Here is a 24,142-nt window from a genome sequence, read left to right as displayed (position 1 = left end):
CGGATAGCGAAGCCGGGTGAGGGGTCTCTCTCCGCGAGTGATCCTTCCTCCATTTGATAATGCTGTAACCGCGGACCGAACCCCTCATCCGGCGCTTGCGCGCCACCTTCTCCCGCAAGGGGAGAAGGAAGAAAGAAGACCAGTGCTCGCCTATACCGCCAGACGCATTGTCTACGTCGTCCCGATCGTCATCAGCGTCGCGCTGGTGTGCTTCTTGCTCGTGCACATCACGCCGGGCGATCCGCTGGTCGCCGTGCTGCCGGCCGATGCGTCGCAGGAGCTCGCCGCGCAGCTGCGCGCCGCCTACGGCTTCGACCGGCCGCTGCCGGTGCAGTTCGGCCTGTGGCTGTTGCGTGCCCTTCACGGCGATCTCGGCAATTCCATCGCGACGGGGCGTCCGGTGCTGGCCGAGGTGATGCGCGCGGTCGGCAACACCGTCACGCTCGCGATTGCCGCCGCCATCATCGGCTTCACCATGGGCGTCCTGCTCGGCCTGATCGCCGGCTATTTCCGCGAGACCTGGGTCGACAAGGTCGCGACCTCCTTTGCCATCGCCGGCGTCTCGGTGCCGCATTACTGGCTCGGCATGCTGCTCGTCATCATTTTCTCGGTCCAGCTGAACTGGCTGCCCGCGGTCGGCGCCGGCCCCAGCGGCTCCAACTCCTGGGCCTGGGATTGGGCGCACCTCAAATATCTCGTGCTGCCGGCGATCACGACGTCGGTGATCCCGATGGGCATCGTCACCCGCACGGTGCGCGCGCTCACTGGCGACATTCTCTCGCAGGACTTCGTCGAGGCTTTGCGTGCAAAGGGCCTGCGCGAAACCGGCGTGTTCCGCCACGTCATCAAGAATGCCGCGCCCACCGCGCTCGCGGTGATGGGGCTTCAGCTCGGCTACATGCTCGGCGGCTCGATCCTGATCGAGACCGTGTTCTCCTGGCCTGGCTCGGGCTTCCTGCTCAACTCGGCGATCTTCCAGCGTGACCTGCCGCTGCTGCAGGGCACGATCCTGATCCTGGCGCTGTTCTTCGTCTTCCTCAATCTCCTGGTCGACATCGCCCAAGCCGCGATCGACCCGCGCATCAAGCGGGGCTAGCCGATGAGCGAGCTTCCGTTGTCCGCCACCGCCAGCGATGCCGCGCTGCAGGCCGCGCCCGCCACCAAGGCGCGCGGTTATTGGGCGACCGTCGGCCGCCGCATCATGCGCGACAAGGTCAGCATGGCCTGCGCTCTGGTGCTGCTGCTGATCTTCCTGTCCGCGATCCTCGCGCCGTGGCTCGGTCTCGAAGACCCCTACAAGGGTTCGATGATCCGCCGCCTCCGCCACATCGGCACCACAGGCTATCCGCTCGGCACCGACGAGCTCGGCCGCGACATGCTGGCCCGGCTGATCTATGGCGGGCGGCTGTCGCTGGTCATCGGCATCCTGCCGGTGATCCTGGCCTTCTGCATCGGTACCTCGCTCGGCATCATTGCCGGCTATGTCGGCGGCAAGCTCAACACCGCGATCATGCGCACGGTGGACGTGTTCTACGCCTTCCCGTCGGTGCTGCTGGCGATCGCGATCTCCGGCGCGCTCGGCGCCGGCATCCTCAACTCCATCGTGGCGCTGACCATCGTGTTCGTGCCGCAGATCACCCGCGTCGCCGAGAGCGTCACCACGGGCGTACGCAACATGGACTTCGTCGAGGCCGCACGTGCCTCCGGCGCGGGCGCCTTCACCATCATGCGCGTCCACATCCTCGGCAACGTGCTCGGCGCGATCTTCGTCTATGCCACCAGCCTGATCTCGGTCTCGATGATCCTGGCGGCCGGTCTGTCCTTCCTCGGCCTCGGCACCAAGCCGCCGGAGCCGGAATGGGGCCTGATGCTGAACACGCTGCGCACCGCGATCTACGTCAATCCCTGGGTCGCAGCCTTGCCGGGCGCAATGATCTTCGCGGTCTCGATCTGCTTCAATCTGCTCTCGGACGGCCTGCGTAGCGCCATGGACATCAGGAACTAGGCCATGAGCGAAACCAACACCTCCGTCGAAATGCTGGAGCCGGTCGAGGACCGCGGTGGGCTCGCGCAGCCGCTGCTGCAGGTCAACGGCCTGACCAAGCATTTTCCGGTGCGCGGCGGCCTGTTCGCCGCCAAGCGCACCGTGCGTGCCGTCGACAATGTCTCCTTCTCCGTCGCCAAGGGCGAGACGGTCGGCATCGTCGGCGAGTCCGGCTGCGGCAAGTCCACCACCGCGCGGCTGCTGATGCACCTGATGCCGCGCGATGACGGCGACATCATCTATGACGGCATGACCGTCGGCCAGTCGCTAAGCTTGCGCGAGCTGCGCCGCGGCATGCAGATGGTGTTCCAGGATTCCTACGCCTCGCTCAACCCGCGCCTGACGATCGAGGAATCCGTCGCCTTCGGTCCAAAGGTCCATGGCATGGCCGATGGCGCGGCGCGCAACCTGGCGCGAGAGCTGCTCGGCAAGGTCGGCCTGCGCCCGGAAAACTTCGCCAACCGCTATCCGCACGAGATCTCCGGCGGCCAGCGCCAGCGTGTCAACATCGCGCGCGCGCTGGCGCTGTCGCCGCGGCTGGTGATCCTGGACGAAGCCGTCTCGGCGCTCGACAAATCGGTCGAGGCGCAGGTGCTCAACCTGCTCGCCGATCTCAAGCGCGAATTCGGCCTCACCTATCTCTTCATCAGTCACGACCTCAATGTCGTCCGCTACATCTCGGACCGCGTGCTGGTGATGTATCTCGGCGAGGTCGTCGAGCTCGGCCCGGTCGACCAGGTCTGGGACAGCCCGGCGCATCCCTATACCCGCGCGCTGCTCGCCGCGATGCCGTCCTCCGATCCTGATCGCCGCACCGAAACGCCGCCGATCACGGGCGACCCACCCAATCCGATCGATCCGCCCTCCGGCTGCCGTTTCCACACCCGCTGCCCGTTTGCGGAGCCGCTCTGCGCAAATGCGACACCAAAGCTCACCGCGCTGGATAATATGGGCCACGAGGCCGCGTGCTACATGGCGATACCGGGTTCAGGCCACAGCCGCGCCCCCAGGGGAGAAACCGCATGACGAGACCGACACCGAAAGAGATCAAGCCGATCGCGCATATCGCCGGCGTGCCCGTGGACGACGAGATCGCAACCCGCATCTCCAGCGCCATCGGCCCCGCCTTCGAGGGCTTCGCCGCCATCGCGGGTACGCTGCCGTTCGATCTGGAGCCCGCAACTTACGGGCTCGCGCAGACGCAGAAGGTGTCGAAATGAGCCGCGAGCCCGCCTTGATGACGCTCACCGAGGTCGCGCGCGCGATCGCGATGAAGCAGGTGTCCTCGCACGAGGCGACGCGGGCGCTGCTGCAGCGCATCGCGCAGTGGCAGCCGCATCTCAACGCCTTCATGTCGATCGAGGCCGAGGCTGCATTGAAAGCGGCGGATGCCGCCGATGCCGAGCTCGCCAAGGGCAATGTCCGCGGTCCCCTGCATGGCGTGCCGCTCGCGCACAAGGACATGTATTACGATGCCGGCCACGTCGCGACTTGCGGCTCGCTGATCCGCCGCGACTTCGTGCCGAACGTCACGTCCACCGCCTTGCAGCGGCTCAAGGACGCCGGCCAGGTCCGGCTCGGCACGCTGCATCTCGCCGAGTTCGCCTATGGCCCGACCGGGCACAACGCTCATTACGGTTCGGTGCGCAATCCCTGGAACGTCGCCCATATCACCGGCGGCTCCTCATCCGGCTCCGGCTCGGCGGTGGCCGCGCGCCTGACCTATGCGGCGCTTGGCTCGGACACCGGCGGCTCGATCCGCATGCCCGCGCATTTCTGTGGCGTCACGGGGCTCAAGACCACGGTGGGCCGCGTCAGCCGCGCCGGCGCAATGCCGCTGTCGCAATCGCTCGACACCGTCGGCCCGCTGGCCCGCACTGCCGAGGATTGCGCGCTCTTGCTGGCGCTGATGGCCGGGCCTGATCCCGCCGATTCGACCTGCAGCCACGAGCCGCTCGCGGACTACGTCGCAGCCACCAAGGCTTCGCTGAGGGGTCTCAAGATCGGCGTGCCCGCCTCGTTCTATGTCGACGATCTCGACAGCGAGGTCGCGCGCGTGCTGGACGAGACCGTCGCGGTGCTCAAGCGCGAGGGCGCCGACATCGTCAAGGTCGAGCTGCCGGACCAGCGGCAATTGTCCTCGGCCAGCCAGCTCGTGCTCGCCGCGGAAGCCGCCGCCTTCCACAAGCGCTGGATGATCGAGCGCCCGCAGGACTATGGCCCGCAGGTCTTGATGCGGCTTCAGAACGGCCTCGCCCTTCCCGCCATCACCTATCTCGAGGCGATGCGTTGGCGCGGGCCGGCGCTCGCGGCCCACAATGCCGCGACGGCAGGCGTCGATGCGGTGATCGCGCCGGCGTCCCCGGTGCCGGCGCCGACGATCGAGGAGAGCGACGTCGGCGGCGGCCCGAACGCGCCGGCGCTGTTGCAGCGGCTGACGCTGTTCACCCGCCCGGTGAATTTCCTGGGCTTGCCGTCACTGACCATTCCTTCGGGCTTCACCACGACCGGCCTGCCGGTCGGCATGCAGCTGATCGGCCGCTCCTTCGACGAAGCCACCCTGCTGACCATTGGCGCCGCGTACCAGCGCGTCACCGACTATCACGACCGATTGCCGAAGCTGCCGTCATGAGAAACCTCGTCGAGATCTCAGGCCTCAACATCCGCTTCACCGGCGAGCGCACGGTCTATGCCGTGAACGATCTCAGTCTCTCGCTCGGCAATAGCGAGGTGCTGGGCCTGCTCGGCGAATCCGGTTCGGGCAAGAGCGTGACGCTGCGTGCCTTGATGCGCCTATTGCCGAAGAAGCGCACGCAGATTTCGGGGACGGTCAACGTCATGGGACAGGACGTGCTGGCCATGAACGACGAGCAGCTGTCGTCGTTCCGCGGCCAGACCGTCTCGATGATCTTCCAGGAGCCGGCGCTTGCGCTCGATCCGGTCTACACGATCGGCGCGCAGATCGCCGAAAGCGTGGTGCGCCACGAAGGCAAGAGCTTTGCAGAAGGGCGCGCACGGGCGCTGGAGATGCTCGAGGTCGTGCGCATTCCCTCGGCCAAGCGCCGGCTGGATGCCTATCCGCACGAAATGTCCGGCGGCATGCGCCAGCGCGCGATGATTGCGCTGGCGCTGGCCTGCCGGCCAAAAATCCTGCTGGCGGACGAACCGACGACGGCGCTCGATGCCACCGTGCAGATCCAGATTCTGCTCTTGCTGCGGGAGCTGCAGCGCGAGTTCGGCATGTCCGTCATCTTCGTCACCCACGACATCGGCGTCGCCATCGAGATCTGCGACCGCGTCGCGGTGATGTATGCGGGCCAGATCGTGGAGCAGGGCACCTTGCGCGACATCGTCCGCTCGCCGGTGCATCCCTATGCCAAGGGCCTGCTCGCCTCCACCATCCACGGCGCCAAGCGCGGACAGCGGCTGGAGACCATCCCCGGCACGCCGCCGTCGCTGGCCGAGAAGCCGCACAATTGCTCCTTCGCTCCCCGCTGCAAGCTCGCCGAGCCGCGCTGCCTGGAGCAATTGCCCGGGAATGTCGCGGTCGGGCCGGGTCGGGCCGCCAGATGCGTCCTGGCGGAGCCGGCCACCGTGCTGTCATAGTTCGGATGAGTTGAACCGGGCTGTGCGAGCCTTTCCAGCATTCACACCCCGTTCATTCCGGTTCCCGTTCCATGGCGCCTTTCACGGAGAGGGACCTCACGGATGTACATTTCCAACGAAGGCCTTCTCGTCATCCTGTTCGTCGGTCTCGTCGCCGGTTGGCTCGCCGGCAAGATCGTGCGGGGCGCCGGGTTCGGCCTGATCGGCGACATCGTGATCGGCATCTGCGGTGCGCTGGTGGCGAGCCTGCTGTTTCCAAAGCTCGGCATCCGCCTCGGCAGCGGCTTGATCTCCCAAATTGTCTATTCTGCCATCGGCGCGGTCATCCTGCTGCTGGTGGTACGCCTTGTGCGCGGCGGGGGCCGGCTCTAGCCTCTGCATTCGGCTGAGCGGAACTTGAGCCGCGCTTTTCGCGGAAGCGGCTGAAAGCCTGCAAGAAAAAGCCGCAAGCCTGTGGAATTCCGGACTTGCGCGGAAGGCTATCGGGGGTAGATGTGGCCCATGAGGCCTCGGATTAAATTCGACCGCGTTGGACGGCCGGAAAACAGATGTTAATCCAAGGCGAGTACTCCTTGAATCGCCTTTGAAATCAGGGCTTTGCCCGTTAGCCGAAAGAGATCAGACTGATGGCAGCCATCCCTGGCGTCCGCCGTTCGGAGCTCGGTGACGCCTTGCGCGCTTGTCGCACGGCCTTCATCGGCGTCGGCCTGATGAGCTGCATGATCAACCTGCTCTATCTGACCGGGTCGATCTTCATGCTGGAGGTCTATGACCGGGTGCTGCCGAGCCGCAGCATCCCCACCCTGGTCGGCCTGATCATCCTCGCCAGCTTCCTCTACATGGCGCAGGGCGTGCTGGACATGATCCGCAACCGCATCCTGGGGCGGATCGGCACCGCGCTCGACGAGGCCCTCAATAAGCGCGTGTTCGACACCATCGTGCGCCTGCCGCTGCTGGTCGGCAGCCGCAACGAGGGCCTGCAGCCGCTGCGCGATCTCGACAATGTCCGCTCCTTCCTCGGCAGCATGGGCCCCAGCGCATTCTTCGACCTGCCCTGGCTGCCGCTCTATCTCGCCATCTGCTTCGCCTTCCATGTCCTGATCGGCGTCACCGCGCTGGTCGGTGCCATCATCCTGGTCGGGCTGACGCTGGTCACCGAGTTCATGTCCCGCCAGCCGGCGAAGGAAGCGATGGGCCTCGCCGCCCAGCGCAACGATCTCGCCCAGGCCAGCCGCCGCAACGCCGAAGTGATGGTGTCGATGGGGATGGCCGGCCGGATGAACCAGCGCTGGAGCGAGGCCAACGAAAAATACCTCGCCGGCAATCAGCGGGCGAGCGACGTCGCCGGTGGTCTCGGCGCGGTCGCAAAGGTGCTGCGGATGATGCTGCAATCGGCCGTGCTCGCGGTCGGCGCCTATCTCGTCATCCACCAGGAGGCGACGGCCGGCATCATCATCGCCGGCTCGATCCTGTCCGCCCGCGCGCTCGCGCCGGTCGATCTCGCCATCGCGCATTGGAAATCCTTCGTCGCGGCGCGCCAGAGCTGGCAGCGGCTGACGCGCCTGTTGGAGCAGATGCCGGCGCAGGCGATGCCAACCCAGCTGCAGGCGCCGACCAGCCGGCTCTCGGTCGAGGGCGTCGCCATGGTGCCGCCCGGCGATCAGCGTCTCGTGGTGCAGGATGTCACCTTCGCGCTCGCCGCCGGCAACGGCCTCGGCGTGATCGGCCCGAGCGGTTCCGGCAAGTCGTCGCTGATCCGCGCGCTGGTCGGGGTCTGGCAGCCGGTGCGCGGCAAGGTGCGGCTCGACGGCGCGGCGCTCGATCAATGGACGAGCGACGCGCTCGGCCGCCATATCGGCTATCTGCCGCAGGACGTCGAATTGTTCGGCGGCACCATCGCGCAGAACATCAGCCGGTTCGATCCCGAGGCCACCTCCGAGGCGATCATCGCCGCGGCCAAGGAGGCCGGCGTGCACGAGATGATCATCAAGATGCGCGAGGGCTACAACACCCAAGTCGGCGAGCAGGGCGCCGCGCTTTCCGCAGGTCAGGCCCAGCGCGTGGCGCTGGCGCGCGCGCTCTACGGCAACCCCTTCCTGATCGTGCTCGACGAGCCCAATTCCAATCTCGACACCGAAGGCGACGAGGCGCTGACCCGCGCCGTCCGCTCGGCGCGCGAGCGCGGTGCCATCGTCGTCGTGGTGGCGCACCGCCCGATCGGCGTCGAGGCGGTCGACCAGATCCTGGTGCTGCGCGACGGTCGCATGCAGGCCTTTGGGCCGAAGGAGCAGGTGCTCGCCCAGGTGCTGCAGCCGCGCGTGACGCCGCCGGCGCCGATCAAGATCGTCAGCGAAGGCGGAGTGGCCAAACCATGAGCACGAAGCCATGAGCACGTTGGCCATCGGCGGCACCAAGGCGGCCGCGAAGACCGTCCGCGACTCCATCAGGTTCCACCTGATGCTCGGCCTTGTGATCGTGCTGGTCCTGGTCGTCGGCCTCGGCGGCTGGGCCTCGACCGTCCTGATCTCGGGCGCGCTGATTGCGCCGGGCCAGATCGTGGTCGAATCCAACGTCAAGAAGGTGCAGCATCCGACCGGCGGCGTGGTCGGCGAGGTGCGCGCCCGCGACGGCGACCTGGTCAAGTCCGGCGACATCGTGGTGCGGCTCGACGACACCGTCACCAAGGCCAATCTTGCCATCGTCACCAAGAACCTCGATGCGGCGCAGGTGCGTGCGGCGCGATTGCAGGCCGAGCAGCGCGGCCTCGACCGAATCGAGTTCCCGCAAGGCCTCATCGAGCGGGCGGGCGATCCCGACGTCAAGGCGCTGCTTGCGGCCGAGACCAAGCTGTTCGAGGTCCGCGTCAATGGCCGCACCGGGCAGAAGGCGCAGCTCCGCGAACGCATCACGCAGCTCAACGAGGAGATCGCCGGTCTCAGCGCCCAGGAAAAAGCCAAGGACCAGGAGATCGCGCTGGTGCTGAACGAGCTCACCGGCGTGCGTGAGCTCTACGAGAAGCGTCTTGTGCAGATCTCGCGCCTGACCCAGCTCGAGCGCGACTCGGCCCGCCTCAACGGCGAGCGCGCGCAGTACATCGCCGCGCGCGCCCAGGCCAAGGGCAAGATCACCGAGACCGAGCTCCAGATCATCCAGATCGACAAGGACGTGGTCAGCGAGGTCTCCAAGGACCTGCGCGAAACCAACGACAAGATCGGCGAGCTGATCGAGCGCAAGGTCGCGGCCGAAGACCAGCTCCGCCGCGTCGACATCCGCGCGCCGCAGGATGGCATGGTGCTGCAATCGACGGTGCACACGATCGGCGGCGTCGTCACGGCCGGCGATACCTTGATGCTGATCGTGCCGCAGACCGACGATCTCCAGGTCGAGGCCAAGGTCAATCCGGTCGACATCGACAAGCTCCAGATCGGCCAGAAGACGCTGCTGCGCCTGTCCGCGTTCAACCAGCGCACCACGCCCGAGCTCAACGGTGTCGTCAGCCGCGTCTCGCCCGACGTCACCACCGACCAGCGCACCGGCCAAGGCTACTACACCATCCGCGTCTCGATGCCGCCGGAAGAGATCGCCAGGCTCGGCGACGTCAAGATGATCCCCGGCATGCCGGTGGAAGCCTTCGTCCAGACCGGCGACCGCACGATGCTGTCCTATCTGATGAAGCCGCTTCACGACCAGCTGATGCGCGCCTTCCGCGAGAAGTGACGCACGACAGCGCGTCGTGGTCTCGTAGGGTGGGTTAGGCGAAGCCGTAACCCACCGCTTCTCTAACCGAGGATGCGGAAGTGGTGGGTTACGCTGCGCTAACCCACCCTACAACACCGCCTTCTTTGCTATAGTTCGACTTAGGCCCAATCACCCGGCGGTCGAACCATGCAATCTCCTCCCTCCATCCCCACCGCATCCTTCTCCGACGCGTCCCTCGCCGTTGCCCGCCTCGAGGAAATCTACGAGCGCAACGCGAAATTCCTGCGCGACCGGTTCGAAGCCTATGTCGGCGGGGAAGCGATCACGATGCGGGTTCGCGCCTATTATCCCTTCGTCCGTATCACCACTGCGACGCATGCGCGGCTGGATTCGCGCCTTGCTTACGGCTTCGTCGCCGGACCCGGCGTGCATGAAACCAGCGTGACGCGGCCGGATCTGTTCCGCAGCTATTTCACCGAGCAGATCGGCCTCTTGATCCAGAACCACGGCGTGCCCGTCGAGATCGGCGAGTCCGCCGAGCCGATCCCGATCCACTTCGCCTATCGGCGCGACATCAATATCGAAGCCGCGATCACCACCAGCGAGAATTCGCCCGTGACACGCTCGCTGCGCGATGCGTTCGACGTGCCCGTTCTCGCGACCATGGACGATTCGATCGCCGACGGCACTTTCGAGCTCCAGCCTGATACGCCGGAGCCGCTGTCCCTGTTCCGCGCCGCCCGCGTCGATTACTCGTTGCGCCGGCTTTATCACTACACCGGCACCGATCCCGAATATTTCCAGAACTTCGTGATCTTCACCAACTACCAGTTCTATGTCGATGCCTTCGCGCAAGCGTGCCAGCAGCGGCTGCAGTCCGGCGAAGCCGGGCTCGAAGCTTTCGTCGCGCCCGGCAACGTGATCACGAACAGCGGCGGCGCGATCAGCGGCACCGCGCCGGCTCGCGCACCGCAGATGCCGGCCTTCCATCTGGTCGCACCTGGCTATCGCGGCATCACGTTGATCAACATCGGCACCGGTCCGTCCAATGCGCGCAACGTCACCGACCACGTCGCGGTGCTGCGGCCGCATGCCTGGCTGATGCTCGGCCATTGCGCCGGCCTGCGCAACACGCAGCGGCTCGGCGATTACGTGCTCGCGCACGGCTATGTGCGCGAGGATCACGTGCTCGATCGCGAGCTGCCGCTGTGGGTGCCGATCCCAGCGCTGGCCGAGATGCAGGTCGCGCTCGAGGAGGCGGTCGAGGACGTCACCGGGCTCGAAGGCTTCGAGCTCAAGCGCCTGATGCGCACCGGCACGGTCGCGAGCGTCGACAACCGCAATTGGGAAATTTCCGGGCCTGAGGTGATCCGCCGGCTGTCGCAATCGCGCGCGGTCGCGCTCGACATGGAATCGGCCGCCATCGCCGCCAATGGCTACCGCTTCCGCGTTCCCTACGGCACGCTGCTGTGTGTCTCCGACAAGCCGCTGCATGGCGAGATCAAGCTCGCGGGCATGGCCAGCGAGTTCTACCGCCGCCGCGTCGGCCAGCACCTTGAGATCGGCCTGAAGGCGCTGGAGCGGCTCAAGCAGCAGGAATCGGAACGCCTGCATTCGCGCAAGCTCCGCAGCTTTGCCGAAGTGGCGTTCCAGTAGGGCCGAAGCCGCACTTTGCTGCTGACAAGCGCAGCGATTTTCAGCATTGTCCGACGCGGGGCTCGACCGGGACGACTTGATGCCGCTCATGCGCCACAAGATCATTGGCCATGATCTGGAACGGCTGGCCTTTCGCTTCACCATGTTGAACGACGGCGAGGTCGTGCAGTGCCAGATCAGCGACGCCGCGATGGACGAGCTCGCGGGCATGCAGGGCACCGAAAGCAGCGCACGGCAGGCGCAATTCCTGTCGCTGCGCGAGACCATCGAGCGGATCGCGTCGGACCTCTACGACGAGGCACCGCGATTCCCGGGCTATGTGGTGCGCATTTTCATGCGGCATTTGGCAAAATAAGCCAGCCTGCATGCGATCCGCCAGGCGGTGAAAGGGCTGCGAAAGGATTCGTTAACGGCAGCCTGTAGTTGCAATGGATGGCGCCGACCCCGGCGTGCGATGATGTCTCGCGGTATTTCACGCCAACATTCTCGCATGACCAGAAGATCACTCCTGCTGCTCGTCGCCGTCGCCCTGCTGGCCGGAAATCTGGCATGTGCCAGCCTCTCCGGGCCCAGCGGGTTTGCACGCGATTTCGATCAGAACCTCGCGCGATTCCCACTGGCGGCGTCTATCGCCCGCAGCGATCCCGCCCTCCGGGAGGTCTTGCTCCGAAAGACCGAGGCGGCGTTCAATGAAGGCGGATGGCCCGCCGCGAATGGCGTGCTCAACATCATTCTGGCGAACGAGATGGAAGCCTATGCCGATGACGAACACATCAATGCGGTGGACCGGGCAGAGCTGACAGCCCTTCTGAAGCTGATGAGCGACCCATTGGCATGCAAGTCCTTCCTCATGGCGGGTTCCCAGCGCGGCGAGTTTTCGGACGCAGCACAAGAGCTTGCAGAGCTCGGGGCGGCTCACGGGGCGGCGATCGCGAACGGTTTCGAACGCAAGACAAAGGGTGTCGCCCGGGTGCAGGCTGGTGACGAGGAGCTCGGAGCGATCGAGATGCAATTGCGTCGGGGGCCTTTCGCGGAGCTCACCCGGCAGGAGCTCGGGGCAGAGTCGAGATACCTCGGCGGCAACCCCGCTTTGATGTGCAGCGCGGCCATCAAGAAGCAGCTCAATCTGCTGTCAGTAGACAGAGTTTACTCGGCTTACGCCTCGCGCCTGCGGCGAGCCAGGGATAACAAGATCGATGTCGTCGAGGTCCGCGCGAAGCTGTGCCGCGAACCCGGTAATGGCTTGTCTTGCCCCTGAGCGGGGGTATCGATGGTGAGATGAGCGTGGGCTCCGCTCATCCCTCAAGCTTTCTCAACAACAGCTTCAGCGCCGTCGCCGCGAATACCTGCATGTTGCCGAACCGGTCGTTGCTTCCCGTCTCCAGCGTCATCACCTCTGACGCGGGCCCTGCAACCGCCATGCAGCTATGGCCCGCCGAATCGCCGTAGCGGTTGCCGGTGGGGCCGGCGGCGCCGGTCTCGGACAGGCCCCAGTCGCTGTCGAAGCGCGTTCGCATCTGCTCGGCCAGCAATTGCGCGTAGGGCTCCGACGACGACCGAAAGCCCTTCATTCCTTCGTCCGAAATATCCATCAGCACGCGCCTGGCATCGCGCGTATAGACCACCGCGCCGCCGAGGAAATAGGCGGATGCGCCGGGCACCGCGAGCAGGCTGGCCGCGATCAGGCCGCCGGCGGAGGATTCGGCAACCGCAATGGTCTGTTTGCGCGCGATCAGTTTGGCGGCGACCTGTTCCGCAATGCCGACGAGCTCTTTCATGTCGTAACCCCTCATTCCTTCGCAACCGAGCTCAGCCTTCCTAGCATATGACAGGACGCTTGGCCGAGTTGCGGGCGGCGGGCAGGCCTGCTTGAATGGCAGGGACAAGAAGAGACATGCGAGGAAACGTGAGAAGGGAGACGTGATGGCATCCCTGATCGCCGGTGGCATCGACTGCGACGTGCATCCGGCCGTGCCGCATCTGACCAGCCTGCTGCCGTACCTGAACGATTATTGGCGCGATCAGGTCACGACGCGCGGCATGGTCGACCTTATCTCGCAATCCTATCCGCAGAACTCGCCGATCACCGCGCGGCCGGACTGGCGCCCCGAGACCGGCAAGCCCGGCGAGAGTCTGGAGGCCATGCAGCGTCACGTGCTCGATCCCTTCCAGCTCAAGCATGCGATCTGCAACCCGCTCTACGGCGTTCAGATGGTGTTTTCGGAAGACATGCAGGCCGCCTTCTGCCGCGCGCTGAACGATTGGCTGGCGAAGGAATGGCTCGATCGCGACTCGCGGCTGCGTGGCTCGATCGTGATCCCCACGCAAAGCGTCGAGAAAGCCGTTGCCGAGATCGAGCGCTGTGCACCGGACGAGCGCTTCGTGCAGGTGCTGATGCTTGTCATGGGCGATACGCCGCTCGGCAAGCGCGCGCTGTGGCCGATCTACGAGGCCGCGGAACGTCTGGAACTCCCGGTAGGCATCCACGCCGGTTCCGCCTATCACAATCCGCCGACCGCCGTGGGTTGGGGGTCCTATCACATCGAGGATTATGTTGGGCAGGCCCAGGCGTTCCAGACCCAGCTCACCAGCCTGATCGTCGAGGGCGTGTTCGCCAAATATCCGCGGCTGAAAATGGTGATGCTGGAGTCCGGCGTGTCCTGGATCGCGCCCTATCTCTGGCGCCTGCACAAGTTCTGGCGCGGGGTACGGATGGAGACGCCGTGGGTCGATCGCGCGCCGCTGGAGATTGTGCGCAGCAACATCCGTTTCTCGTTACAGCCATTTGATGCGCCGCCGGAACCTCAGACATTAATTCGCCTGTTTGATCATATGCAGTCCGACGAATTGGTCCTATTCTCCACGGACTATCCGCACTGGCAGTTCGACGGCCAGGACGCGCTGCCCGAAGGTCTGTCCCCCGATCTCGTGCGCAAGATCATGATCGACAATCCGCATGCAACCTATCCCCGCCTGAAATGAGCCCGCTGCCAAAGGAGGCAAGGCGATGAATATCCAGTTCCGCGAGAACCAAGAAGCCGCTTCCCCACTGAACGTCAAAACCGCAATCGCGGACTGCGACATCCATCCGGCGCGCACGACCCACACCGAGCTCTACCCCTACCTCGCCAAACGCTGGCAGCATCACCTCGAAGTCTACGGCGTCCATGCCTATCAGGGCATGATGGAAGGCCCGCCCTATCCGAAGGCCCAGCCCAACGCCTCGCGCCGCGATGCCTATCCGCCGGAAGGCGGCCCGCAGGGCTCCTCGCTCGCCTTCATGCAGAAGCAATTGCTCGATCCCAACAACGTGCAGCTGGGCGTGCTCAATCCACTCAACACCGGGCAGGGCATCCGCAATCACGAGCTCTCAGCCGCTCTGTGCTCGGCGATCAACGATTGGCAGATCGACAAATGGACCAGCAAGGATAAGCGGTTGAAGGCCTCGATCGTGGTCGGCAATGAGGACGGGCTATCGGCCGCCGCCGAGATCCGCGAGCGCGCCGGGGACAAGAACTTCGTGCAGGTGCTGCTGCTCAGCCGCAATGTCGAGCCGCTCGGCCAGCGCCGCTATTGGCCGATCTATCAGGCTGCGGAAGAGGCCGGCCTTCCCGTCGGCGTGCACGCCTTCGGCTTCGGCGGCAATCCGATCACGCCGTCGGGCTGGCCATCCTATTACATCGAGGAGATGGTAGGGCATTCGCAGTGCCAGCAATCGGCGCTTGCGAGCCTGGTTTTGGAGGGCGTGTTCGAGCGCTTCCCGAAATTGAAGATGGTGATGATCGAGGCCGGCTTCGGCTGGGCGCCGTCACTGGCGTGGCGGCTGGACAAGGCCTGGCAGCGGCTCAGGAGCGAGGTGCCGCATGTAAAACGGCCGCCGTCGGAATATATCCGCGAGCAGGTGTGGTGGACGACGCAGCCGATGGAAGATCCTGAAAGGCGCGAGGATCTGTTCGATGTCATCAAATGGATCGGCTGGGATCGTCTCTTGTTCGCCACCGATTATCCGCATTGGGACTATGACGAGCCGTCGCGCGTGCTGCCGGCGGGAGTCAGCGAGGACAATCGCGAGGCGTTCTATCTCGGCAACGCAAAGAAGCTGTACGGGATAACCGCATGATCCGAAAAAGTGTGAAGCGGTTTTTCGGTCAGATCATGCGGAAAACATAGCATGGCGCGGCATGTGATTGCCGCGGTCGACGAGCTTCCGCCCGGCACGCGAAAATTCCTGGAGATCGACGGGCGGCCGATCGCAGTCTTCAACATCAAGGGCGAATATTTCGGCCTGATGAACCGCTGCCCGCATCAGGGTGCGGCGCTGTGTGAGGGCCCGCTGATCGGTCTCGCACAGTCGAGCAACCCCGGCGAGATCGAATACACCAAGTTAGGTGAGATCATCCGCTGCCCCTGGCACGGCTGGGAGTTCGATATCCGCACCGGCCAATCCTATTGCGACCCCCGCCGTTTCCGCGTGAAGGCCTATCCCGCCCATGTCGAGCCGGGCGCCAGCGTGGTGAAGGGGCCCTATGTCGCCGAGACGATTCCGGTCAGGATCGAGAGCGATTACGTGGTGGTGGAGCTGTAGGCGGCACGGGCAGTACGCCCCTCGCCCCGTTCTTACGGGGAGAGGTGAAGAGAGTGCGCGTCCCGAAATGACACCGTCTAGCGGCCCGCCACCGGCTCCGGCACCGCATCATAGGCCGGCACTGTGCCGCCGCCGCGATACACCGTCGAGGCCGCGATGATGCCGAGCAGGGCGGCGAACATCAGCCAGAAGCCAGGCGCGGCCTTGTCGCCGGTGCGCTCGATCAGCCAGGTCGAGGCGAACGGCGTGAAGGTGCCGAACAGGGCGGCGGCGAGCGCGAAGGCGAGCGAGAAGCAGGTGGTGCGCACATGCGCCGGCACGATCTCGACGAGTGCGCCGAGCATGGTGCCGCTGTAGACGCCGAAATAGAACGAGAACATCATCTCGACCGCGAGCAGCTTGCCGAACGTCGGCGCGGCCACCAGCCAGTGCAGCGCCGGATAGGCGGTGACGAGAGAGAGGCCGGCGATGGCGAGCAGCACCGGCTTGCGGCCGATGCGATCGGACAGCGCGCCGCCGACCGGATTCCAGATGAAGTTGCTCACTGCGACGAGCAATGTCACGAGCAACGCGTCCTGCGTCGACAGCTTCAGCACAGTCTTGCCAAAGGTCGGCGTGTAGACGGTGACGAAATAGAACGTCGTCGTAGTCAGGATCGCGATCATCATGCCGAGCACGACGATGCGCCAGTTGGTGAGTGCGGAGGCGAACACCTCGCGCGTCGTCGGATGCTTTCTCATGGCAAGGAAGGCCGGCGTCTCCTCCAGCGTCCGCCGCAGGATGAAGATCAGCGGAATGATCAGGCAGCCCACGAAGAAGGGAATGCGCCAGCCCCAGGCGGCCACCAAGTCGGCCGGCATCACCTCCGAGAGGATGAAGCCGAGGATCGAGGCCACGAAGATCGCGACCTGCTGGCTCGCCGATTGGAACGAGGTGTAGAAGCCGCGATTGCCGGGCGTTGCGATTTCCGCGAGATACACCGACACGCCGCCGAGCTCGACCCCTGCCGAGAAGCCCTGCAGCAACCGGCCGATCAGCACGATGACCGGCGCGGCGAGGCCGATGGTCGCGTAGTTCGGGCAGAACGCGATGACGACGGTGCCGAAGGCCATGATGCCGAGCGTGACGATCAGGCCCTGGCGGCGGCCGATGCGATCAATATAGGCGCCGAGCACGATCGCGCCGACGGGGCGCATGAGAGCGCCGAGCCAGAACACGCCGAACGTGTTGAGTAGCGAGGCCGTCTCGTTGGTGGAGGGGAAGAACGCCTTGCCGATCGCGGCGGCATAGAAGCCGAACAGGAAGAAGTCGAACTGCTCGAGGAAATTGCCCGAGGTCGCGCGCAGGATGGCGCCGATGCGCGATTTGATCGCGGGTGGATTGGTCGATGCGGCTGATCCAGCCATGGCGTTCTCCCCTTGGAAAGGCGTGGCCGGCCGAAAATCGTTCTTTCGGCAAGGCGACAGATTGATGCTGCGACAATCTGCCATACCCCTTCCCGCGCGGGGCGAGGCGAGTCAACCGATTTCGCCGGGGAAGCTGATGAATTTTCAGGCTTTATTTTGCGCTGCAGCGATCATCCAGTCGCGAAAAGCGACCAGCTTTGGCGCCTCGCGACGGCCCTCGGGCGCGACCAGGTAGAAGCCGGCGTCCGCCGGCAGCGCGATCTTGAAGGGGACCACGAGCCGGCCTTTGGCGATGTCGTCCTGCACGTAGGAGGTCCGTCCCATCGCGACGCCGATGCCGTCGATGGCGGCCTGGATGGTCATGAAGATCATGTCGAAGGTGATGCCGGGGTGCCTTGCGATATCGGCCGGCAGGCCCGCCGCGGTCAGCCACAGCCGCCAATCGTCGCTGTTGGTGCTCGACGTGTGCAGCAGCGGATGGTTGCGCAGATCCTCGGGGCGGCGCAGCGGCTTGTCGCCGCGTAGCAGCGACGGGCTGCACACCGGAAACAGCTCATCCGCCATCAGCCAGTCGGCGCGCAGGCCGGGCCATTGGCCGCGACCATAGCGGATCGCGGCATCGACATTGTCGCGCTGGAAGTCGACGAGGCTGGTCGAGGTGGTGATGCGCACATCGATGCCGGGGTGCTGCTCCTGGAAATCGGTCAGCCGCGGCAGCAGCCATTTGGCGGCGAGCGAGGCCAGCGTCGACACTGTCAGCACCTTGTCGTCGTCCTTGCGCAGGAGACGGTCCGTGGCGAGGCGCAAATCGTTGAAGGCGGCGCGGACGCCCGGCAAATAGTCGCGCGCCTCCGGCGTCAGCGCCAGCGCGCGGTTCTGCCGGATGAACAGGCGGATGCCGAGCTCCTCCTCCAGCCTGCGGATCTGATGGCTGATCGCGGTCTGGGTCACGTTCAGCTCGCTGGCTGCGAGCGTGAAGCTGAGATGGCGCGCGGCGGCCTCGAACGCCCGCAATCCGTTCAGGGAGGGCAATCTGGCAGTCATTTGGCAGCAGGATGCATGACGTTATTTCATGCGAAAAGGTACAAATTGTCGTTTGTCGCGGCGCAGCAGAAGGCAGATAGTAGCGGTCAACTTAGCTCCAGGAGCTGAAAATGTCTACATTGACCGACAATTCGATGACAAATCATCATGCACAGGGCGTCCTCTACCAGATCGGCGAGGTCCTTCACGTCTGGCACGAGCGCTACCGGACCCGGCGCGAGCTGACCCACTGGACAGCCCGCGATCTCCAGGACGTCGGGCTGTCCTGGTCCGACATTGCCTACGAGGCCGACAAACCCTTCTGGCGGGCCTGACAGGCCGCCAGGCCGGCGCCGCCTGAGCACAGGGGCGCCGGCGGTCCCCTTTCCGCAGGGCACGTGTCATGAGCACCCTTCGCCTCGAAGACCTCAAGCAATATTCGGACGTGCTGCGCACAAGGCACGATGAGCGGCTCAATGTCCGCTTCGTCGAGCCGCGCGACACCGACGAGCTGCAGCACTATTTCCGCGCGCTCTCGACCCGCTCCCGCTACAACCGCTTCTTCGGTGCGATCAGCGAGTTGCCGAAGGGCCTGCTGCACGATTTCCTCGAGGTCGGCGAGCGCGATCGCTTCACCATCGTGGCGACCATGATGGTCGACGGCTTCGAGACCATCGTGGCCGAAGCCCGCTATGCCTTCCATGCCGAGACCGCGACGCTCGAGTTCGGCCTCTCGGTCGATGACCGCTGGCAGGGCCACGGCATCGCCACCGCGCTGATGAAGAATCTCGAATGCCGCGCGGCCGCGCTTCGAGCCGAGCACATCTACGGCGACACGCTGCGCGCCAACGAGACCATGGTCTCGCTCGCGCGCAAAGCCGGCTTCACGTTCGTCAACCATCCGGACGATTGGAAGCTGGTGCGCTTCGACAAGGAGATCAGCGTCGAACCGAAAGACATTCCCTGCGCGAGTTGGCGCCTCGCCGCCCTTTCCCGTCAGGCCGACAGCCCCTCAGCCTCGGCCTAACATGACTGCAGCCCGGCCTGGCCAAGCCAGAGCCGGGCGTTTTTTCGCGTTCTCTCTCTCTCTCCATCGTCATTCCGGGGCGCGCGTAGCGCGAGCCCGGAATCCATTTCACCGCGCGTTTTGCGGCCCAATGGATTCCGGGTTCGATGCTGCGCATCGCCCCGGAATGACGGCGCTTGTGTCGGAGCTACTTCCCCGTGAACACCGCTTTCCGCTTGTCGATGAAGGCCTGCACGGCCTCCTTGTGGTCGGCGGTCGTGGTGAGGCGGACCAGCCTTTCGGCCTCGTGGTCGCGCGCGGTTTCGAAGTCGAACAGCAGGGCCTCGTCGAGATTGTCCTTCATGTAGCGCAGCGCGAGGCGCGGGCCTTCGGCGAGCGATTTGGCCAGTGCGAAGGCCTCGGTCTGCAGTTTGTCGTCGGGCACGACGCGGTTGACGAGGCCGATCGCCTCGGCGCGCGCGGCATCGACGCGGTCGCCGGTGAACATCAATTCGCGCGCCCGCGCGGTGCCGACGAGGCGGGTGAGCAGCCAGGCAATGCCGTAGTCGCCGGACAGCGCGATGCGGGCATAGCCGGTGGCAACGAAGGCCGATTGCGCGGCGATGCGGATGTCGCAGGCCATGGCGATGGCGAGCCCGGCGCCGACCGCGGGGCCGGGCAGCGCAGCGATCGTCGGCTTGCGCACAGACACCAGCGCGCCGGTGAGCAGCCGCTGCCGCTCCTGCAGGTCGGCGACCTTGTCGTCAAAGGACATGTCGAGCTTGGCCTTGTCGCGATGCGCACCCATGCCCTTGACGTTGCCGCCGGCGCAGAAGGCTTCGCCCGCGCCGGTCAGCAGCAGTGCGCCGACATCGGGATTCTCGCCGCAGCTCCGGATCATCGTGCGCAGCGCCGGCGTCAGCGCGTCCGACAGCGAATTGCGCGCCTCCGGCCGGTTCAGCGTGATCACAGCGACGCGGTCGCGGATCGTGCAGAGGAGCTCATTGGTGCCGGTATCGATGGTGGTTTCCGTGGTCATTGTTCCTCCCGGTCTCGTAGGGTGGGCAAAGCGAAGCGTGCCCACCATTATTTCTAAAGTTCGAGATCGTGGGCACGGCGCTTCGCGCCTCTGCCCACCCTACGGCAATGTGCCTTCAAAACCTCTCCACCCAGGGCCGCAGCTCCAGCTCCCAGCTCCAGGCGCTGCGCGGCTGCTGCAGCACGTTCCAATAGCTCTGTGCGATTGCGTCGGGATCGAGCATCGAGTCCGGCTTGTCCGCCGGATCCGTCCGCGCGGCGCTCCTGATGCCGCCGTCGATGACGAAATGCGCGACATGGATGCCCTGCGGCGAGAGTTCGCGCGCCATGCTCTGGGCAAGGCCCCGCAGCGCGAACTTGCCCATCGCGAAGGGAGCGGACTGCGCATAGCCCTTGACGCTGGCGGAGGCGCCGGTGAACAGGATTGCGCCGTGCTGGTTCGGCAGCATGCGCTTGGCGGCCTGCTGCGCCACCAGGAAGCCGCCATAGGCGCTGACCGCAATCGCCTGCGCGACGTCGGCCGGCACGAGATCGACGAACGGCCCGCGCGTGCGGCCGGAGGCGTTGTAGACGACGAGGTCGGGCGTGCCGATCTCGCGCTCGACCAGACCGAACAGCCGCTCCACCTCGTCGGGCTCGGTGGCGTTGCAGGCATAGGCCTTGGCCCCGGTCTCGGTGCAGAGCGCGCCAAGCTTCTCGATCTTGCGTGCGGCGAGCGCGATGCGGATGCCCTGCGCCGCTAGCAGGCGCGCCAGCGATGCGCTGAGGCCTTCGCCGGCACCGACGATGAGGGCGATCTTGTACTTCGGGTGTTCCATGGCGTGATCTCTCGGAGGAAGGAGCCGCTGATCTATGCATGGTCCGCGCAGACAACCAGCCGGCGCGATCACAATTCCGCAGGGCGAGTTGCTCCCTCGCGGCGATCATGCCGCCCTGACATTTTGCGGCTTTATCGCTGTCCGCGACTGGAGCATGATCGACATCATCCAAAGCGGCAAGCGCAAAGAATTGCCGTCGGATGGAAACGAAGAGGACGATCATGCCCGGACCGGTTAAAGCGCAGCCAAAAGATATCGCGGCCGCACCCTCCGGCCTGCTGGCGCCCGATACGTCGGGCATGAATTTCTACCGCGCCGATCCCGCGCTCACGGACCTGCTCCGCATCCATCTGCCGGAGAATCTGTTCCGACACATCGAGCCGCATCTCGACCGGCTCGGTGAGCTCGCCGGCGGCCATCTCGACGAATGCGCGCGGCTCGCCGACCGGCACACGCCCATCCTGCACCAGCGCGACAAGTTCGGCCGCGACGTGCAATGGATCGAATATCATCCGGCCTATCGCGAGCTGGAGAACGCCGCGTTCGGCGAGTTCGGCATCCACGCGCTTTCAATCCGCAAAGGCATCATGGGCTGGTCGGACAAATACCCTGTTGTGGCCAAGCACGCCTTCACCTTCCTGTTCAACCAGACCGAATTCGGCATGGGCTGCCCGATCAACGTCACCGATGGCTGCGCCAAGCTCTTGGCGAATTTCGGCAGCGAGGCGCTGAAGGCGAAATATCTGGATGGCCTCACCTCGACCGACATGAGCAAGCTGACCCAGGGCGGCCAGTTCATGACCGAGAAGGAAGGCGGCTCCGATGTCGGCACGCTGACCACGCGCGCCGTGCAGGAGGGCGATCATTGGTGCCTCTATGGCGAGAAATGGTTCTGCTCGAATGCCGATGCGAAAGTCGTGATGCTGCTGGCGCGGCCCGAAGGCGCCGGGCCCGGCACGCGCGGCGTCGGCCTGTTCCTGATGCCGCGCTTCCTCGACGACGGCACGCAGAACCAGTACCGGATCGTGCGCCTCAAGGACAAGCTCGGCACCCGCTCGATGGCGTCGGGCGAGATCAAGCTCGAAGGCGCGATCGCCTACGCCGTCGGCAAGCTCGACCGTGGTTTCGTGCAGATGGCCGAGATGGTGAACTCCTCGCGCCTCTCCAACGGCGTCAAATCGACGGCACTGATGCGCCGCGCCTATCATGACGCGATGACGGTGGCGACCAACCGCGTCGTGTTCGGCCAGCGCATCATTGATCTGCCGCTGGGGCGGCGACAAATGCTGAAGATCATGCTGCCGGTGGAGCAGGGCCTGTCGATGAGCTTCCTCACTGCTGATGCCCTCGACCGTGCCGAGGCCGGCAGCCAGGATGCCGCGGCGCTGCTGCGCATTCTCACCCCGACGCTGAAGTTCCGCGCCACGCGCGATGCGCGCAAGGTTTGCGGCGATGCGCTCGAGATGCGCGGCGGTATCGGCTATATCGAGGAATTCGCCACCCCCCGCCTGCTGCGCGATGCGCATCTCGGCTCGGTCTGGGAAGGCACCGGTAACATCGTCGCGATCGATGCGCTGCGGCGGGCAGTCGGCCGCCACGGCGCGGAATCCGCGCTCGCAGCCGATCTGCACGCCCGGCTCGGCGACAGCGCCTCGGTGCCGCAGGCCTGGCGCGATCATCTGCGTGGCCTCACCGACCGCGCCGTCGGCTTCGCACGTGAAGTCGCGGCCAAATCCGAGAACGAAGCCGATGCGCGCCGCGCCACCAGCGTGCTCTATCATGTCGCCAGCGCGGTGGCGCTTGCCTGGGAAGCACACCGCATTCACGAGATGCGCGGCGATGCACGCCGGCTGCTGCTCTCGCGCCTCGTGATCGACCACCGCGTGACGCCGAGCGATCCGTTCCGGCTGACGGAAAATGCCGCGCAGGCGAAGATGGCCGAACTGCTGCTCGGCGATCGCGCAGCCGGCATGAGCGAGGTTGGCGAACTGGTTCTGGCAGCGTAGGCTGCGCGCTGCGATCAAACAAAAAGCGCGATAGGGAGTGTTCGATGAAGGCCGCCGTCCTCTATGAAGTCAATCAGCCGCTCGTCATCGAGGACATCAGCCTGCCGAAGCCGGGACCGCGCGAGGTGCTGATCCGGACCGCCGTCGCCGGCCTCTGCCACTCCGACCTGCATTTCATGGAAGGGCTCTATCCGCATCCGCTGCCTGCGGTGCTCGGGCACGAATCCGCCGGGGTGGTTGAGCAGGTCGGCTCCGATGTGACTTATGTCAAGCCGGGCGACCATGTCGTCACATGTCTCTCCGTCTTCTGCGGCACCTGCGACAATTGCACGACCGGCCGCACTGTGCTCTGCACCGACGCGACGGTGAAGATGCTGCCGGGCGTTTCGAACCGGATGCAGTGGTCGAAGCCGGAGAAGCTGCACCAATTCCTCAATCTCTCCTCCTTCGCCGAGCAGATGCTGGTGCACGAGAATGCCATCGTGAAGATCCGCAAGGACATGCCGCTCGATCTCGCCGCGCTGATCGGCTGCGGTGTCATCACCGGCTATGGCGCGGTGGTGAACACGGCGAAGGTGACGGCCGGCGAGACCGTGGCGGTGATCGGCTGCGGCGGCGTCGGCATGGCCGCGATCAACGGCGCGCAGATCGCCGGCGCCGGCCGTATCATCGCCATCGACACCAATCCCGCAAAACTCCAGCTCGCGACCAAGCTGGGCGCGACCGACATCATCAACCCGGCCGACGGCGATGTCGTGAAGCAGGTCCGCGACCTCACCAATGGCGGCGTGCACCATTCCTTCGAGGTGCTCGGCCGCAAGGAAACGGCCGAGCAGGCCTTCGCCATGCTCGCCTCCGGCGGCACCGCCACCATCGTCGGCATGATCCCGTTCGGGCAGAAGATCGAGCTGCACGGCTTCGACTTTCTGCGCGAGCGCAAGATCCAGGGCTCCTCGATGGGCTCGAACCACTTTCGGGTCGACATGCCGCGCCTGGTCGACTTCTATTTGCGCGGCCGGCTGCATCTGGAAGACTGGATCTCGGCCAAGCTGAAGCTCTCCGAGATCAACGAGGGCTTTGCCAACATGAAGGCAGGCAAGACGCTGCGCAGCGTGATCGTGTTCGATAGCTAGCGGCCGTTACGGTGTCATCGCCCGGTCAAGCCGGGCATGACAGTTCGTAGCCCGGATGGAGCGAAGCGCAATCCGGGATCTTTGTCGCGGATCGGCTGTCCCGGATTTCGCTTCGCTCCATC

Annotated in this window: 25 protein-coding genes; 20 read left to right on the top strand and 5 right to left on the bottom strand. The window is 65.3% G+C overall.

The features are described 5' to 3' along the window. The first annotated feature begins 142 nt into the window (after positions 1–142). The 12 genes from N2605_RS31480 to N2605_RS31425 all read left to right on the top strand — a co-directional run bounded on the left by N2605_RS31480 (position 143) and on the right by N2605_RS31425 (position 12,263). Positions 143–1,096, top strand: a complete 954-nt coding sequence (locus N2605_RS31480) for an ABC transporter permease (protein ID WP_074447673.1) — start codon at positions 143–145, stop codon at positions 1,094–1,096. A 3-nt stretch (positions 1,097–1,099) separates the two neighbouring features. Continuing rightward, positions 1,100–2,005, top strand: coding sequence for an ABC transporter permease (locus N2605_RS31475; RefSeq protein WP_035997066.1), 906 nt, complete (start codon positions 1,100–1,102; stop codon positions 2,003–2,005). A 3-nt stretch (positions 2,006–2,008) separates the two neighbouring features. Then, positions 2,009–3,070, top strand: coding sequence for an ABC transporter ATP-binding protein (locus N2605_RS31470; protein WP_035997070.1), 1,062 nt, complete (start codon positions 2,009–2,011; stop codon positions 3,068–3,070). Next, entirely contained in the window at positions 3,067–3,264 is a 198-nt protein-coding gene (locus tag N2605_RS31465; RefSeq protein ID WP_225129039.1) for a hypothetical protein, read from the top strand. Before N2605_RS31470 ends, N2605_RS31465 begins: the two co-directional genes overlap by 4 nt. Further along, positions 3,261–4,676, top strand: a complete 1,416-nt coding sequence (locus N2605_RS31460; protein WP_260344801.1) for an amidase — start codon at positions 3,261–3,263, stop codon at positions 4,674–4,676. The genes N2605_RS31465 and N2605_RS31460 overlap by 4 nt, the downstream gene beginning before the upstream one ends. Next, complete coding sequence (locus N2605_RS31455) at positions 4,673–5,650, top strand: ABC transporter ATP-binding protein (RefSeq protein ID WP_035997077.1); 978 nt, start codon at positions 4,673–4,675, stop codon at positions 5,648–5,650. The genes N2605_RS31460 and N2605_RS31455 overlap by 4 nt, the downstream gene beginning before the upstream one ends. A gap of 102 nt (positions 5,651–5,752) precedes the next feature. Next, the gene (locus tag N2605_RS31450; RefSeq protein ID WP_109142276.1) at positions 5,753–6,022 is read left to right on the top strand and encodes a GlsB/YeaQ/YmgE family stress response membrane protein; all 270 of its coding nucleotides are present in this window, start codon (positions 5,753–5,755) and stop codon (positions 6,020–6,022) included. A gap of 254 nt (positions 6,023–6,276) precedes the next feature. After that, positions 6,277–8,025 (top strand): type I secretion system permease/ATPase, encoded by a 1,749-nt coding sequence (locus tag N2605_RS31445; protein ID WP_035997082.1) that lies wholly within the window; start codon positions 6,277–6,279, stop codon positions 8,023–8,025. Between the two features lie 10 nt (positions 8,026–8,035). Continuing rightward, positions 8,036–9,367 carry an HlyD family type I secretion periplasmic adaptor subunit gene (locus tag N2605_RS31440; protein WP_036020913.1) on the top strand — a complete coding sequence of 444 codons (1,332 nt, stop codon included), beginning with the start codon at positions 8,036–8,038 and terminating at the stop codon, positions 9,365–9,367. Positions 9,368–9,535: 168 nt separating this feature from the next. Beyond that, a complete protein-coding gene (locus tag N2605_RS31435) occupies positions 9,536–11,005 on the top strand; it encodes an AMP nucleosidase (protein WP_260344799.1) in 1,470 nt (489 codons plus the stop codon). Positions 11,006–11,084: 79 nt separating this feature from the next. Beyond that, a complete protein-coding gene (locus N2605_RS31430; RefSeq protein ID WP_035997098.1) occupies positions 11,085–11,360 on the top strand; it encodes a DUF1488 family protein in 276 nt (91 codons plus the stop codon). 135 nt (positions 11,361–11,495) lie between these two features. After that, complete coding sequence (locus tag N2605_RS31425) at positions 11,496–12,263, top strand: hypothetical protein (RefSeq protein ID WP_260344797.1); 768 nt, start codon at positions 11,496–11,498, stop codon at positions 12,261–12,263. 37 nt (positions 12,264–12,300) lie between these two features. Here the strand turns inward: N2605_RS31425 and N2605_RS31420 are convergent, their stop codons facing one another. Beyond that, positions 12,301–12,783 (bottom strand): CinA family protein, encoded by a 483-nt coding sequence (locus tag N2605_RS31420; protein ID WP_035997104.1) that lies wholly within the window; start codon positions 12,781–12,783, stop codon positions 12,301–12,303. Between the two features lie 145 nt (positions 12,784–12,928). On the opposite strand from N2605_RS31420, the gene N2605_RS31415 reads away from it, so the two are divergent. The 3 genes from N2605_RS31415 to N2605_RS31405 are packed head-to-tail and all read left to right on the top strand — an operon-like array spanning position 12,929 to position 15,590. Further along, positions 12,929–13,987, top strand: coding sequence for an amidohydrolase family protein (locus tag N2605_RS31415; protein ID WP_225171629.1), 1,059 nt, complete (start codon positions 12,929–12,931; stop codon positions 13,985–13,987). 25 nt (positions 13,988–14,012) lie between these two features. After that, positions 14,013–15,125: an amidohydrolase family protein gene (locus N2605_RS31410; RefSeq protein WP_035997110.1), complete on the top strand. Its 1,113-nt coding sequence runs from the start codon at positions 14,013–14,015 to the stop codon at positions 15,123–15,125. A gap of 51 nt (positions 15,126–15,176) precedes the next feature. Further along, positions 15,177–15,590, top strand: coding sequence for a Rieske (2Fe-2S) protein (locus tag N2605_RS31405; RefSeq protein ID WP_109142280.1), 414 nt, complete (start codon positions 15,177–15,179; stop codon positions 15,588–15,590). 77 nt (positions 15,591–15,667) lie between these two features. Here the strand turns inward: N2605_RS31405 and tcuC are convergent, their stop codons facing one another. Both tcuC and N2605_RS31395 read right to left on the bottom strand, forming a co-directional pair. Next, a complete protein-coding gene (tcuC, locus tag N2605_RS31400; protein ID WP_260344791.1) occupies positions 15,668–16,996 on the bottom strand; it encodes an MFS transporter in 1,329 nt (442 codons plus the stop codon). A 144-nt stretch (positions 16,997–17,140) separates the two neighbouring features. Beyond that, a complete protein-coding gene (locus N2605_RS31395; protein ID WP_260344789.1) occupies positions 17,141–18,040 on the bottom strand; it encodes a transcriptional regulator GcvA in 900 nt (299 codons plus the stop codon). A 110-nt stretch (positions 18,041–18,150) separates the two neighbouring features. On the opposite strand from N2605_RS31395, the gene N2605_RS31390 reads away from it, so the two are divergent. Then, complete coding sequence (locus N2605_RS31390; RefSeq protein ID WP_035997119.1) at positions 18,151–18,354, top strand: DUF1127 domain-containing protein; 204 nt, start codon at positions 18,151–18,153, stop codon at positions 18,352–18,354. A 68-nt stretch (positions 18,355–18,422) separates the two neighbouring features. After that, complete coding sequence (locus tag N2605_RS31385; RefSeq protein WP_036020939.1) at positions 18,423–19,046, top strand: GNAT family N-acetyltransferase; 624 nt, start codon at positions 18,423–18,425, stop codon at positions 19,044–19,046. Between the two features lie 187 nt (positions 19,047–19,233). On the opposite strand, the gene N2605_RS31380 is transcribed toward N2605_RS31385, so the two are convergent. Together N2605_RS31380 and N2605_RS31375 are read right to left on the bottom strand one after the other, a co-directional pair. Next, complete coding sequence (locus tag N2605_RS31380; protein WP_036040518.1) at positions 19,234–20,064, bottom strand: enoyl-CoA hydratase; 831 nt, start codon at positions 20,062–20,064, stop codon at positions 19,234–19,236. A gap of 115 nt (positions 20,065–20,179) precedes the next feature. Beyond that, positions 20,180–20,881, bottom strand: a complete 702-nt coding sequence (locus N2605_RS31375) for an SDR family oxidoreductase (protein ID WP_225140827.1) — start codon at positions 20,879–20,881, stop codon at positions 20,180–20,182. A 34-nt stretch (positions 20,882–20,915) separates the two neighbouring features. On the opposite strand from N2605_RS31375, the gene N2605_RS31370 reads away from it, so the two are divergent. The 3 genes from N2605_RS31370 to N2605_RS31360 are packed head-to-tail and all read left to right on the top strand — an operon-like array spanning position 20,916 to position 24,020. Beyond that, positions 20,916–21,119 (top strand): hypothetical protein, encoded by a 204-nt coding sequence (locus N2605_RS31370; RefSeq protein ID WP_035997131.1) that lies wholly within the window; start codon positions 20,916–20,918, stop codon positions 21,117–21,119. Further along, a complete protein-coding gene (locus N2605_RS31365; protein ID WP_260344784.1) occupies positions 21,103–22,887 on the top strand; it encodes an acyl-CoA dehydrogenase family protein in 1,785 nt (594 codons plus the stop codon). Before N2605_RS31370 ends, N2605_RS31365 begins: the two co-directional genes overlap by 17 nt. A 44-nt stretch (positions 22,888–22,931) precedes the next feature. After that, positions 22,932–24,020 (top strand): Zn-dependent alcohol dehydrogenase, encoded by a 1,089-nt coding sequence (locus N2605_RS31360; protein WP_035997137.1) that lies wholly within the window; start codon positions 22,932–22,934, stop codon positions 24,018–24,020. Positions 24,021–24,142: the final 122 nt, after the last annotated feature.

This window comes from Bradyrhizobium yuanmingense (genome assembly GCF_025200905.1).
In the GTDB taxonomy this organism is placed as follows: domain Bacteria; phylum Pseudomonadota; class Alphaproteobacteria; order Rhizobiales; family Xanthobacteraceae; genus Bradyrhizobium; species Bradyrhizobium yuanmingense.
Note: the sequence above shows the minus strand (reverse complement) of the source record. Positions and strands in the feature narration are given on the sequence as shown.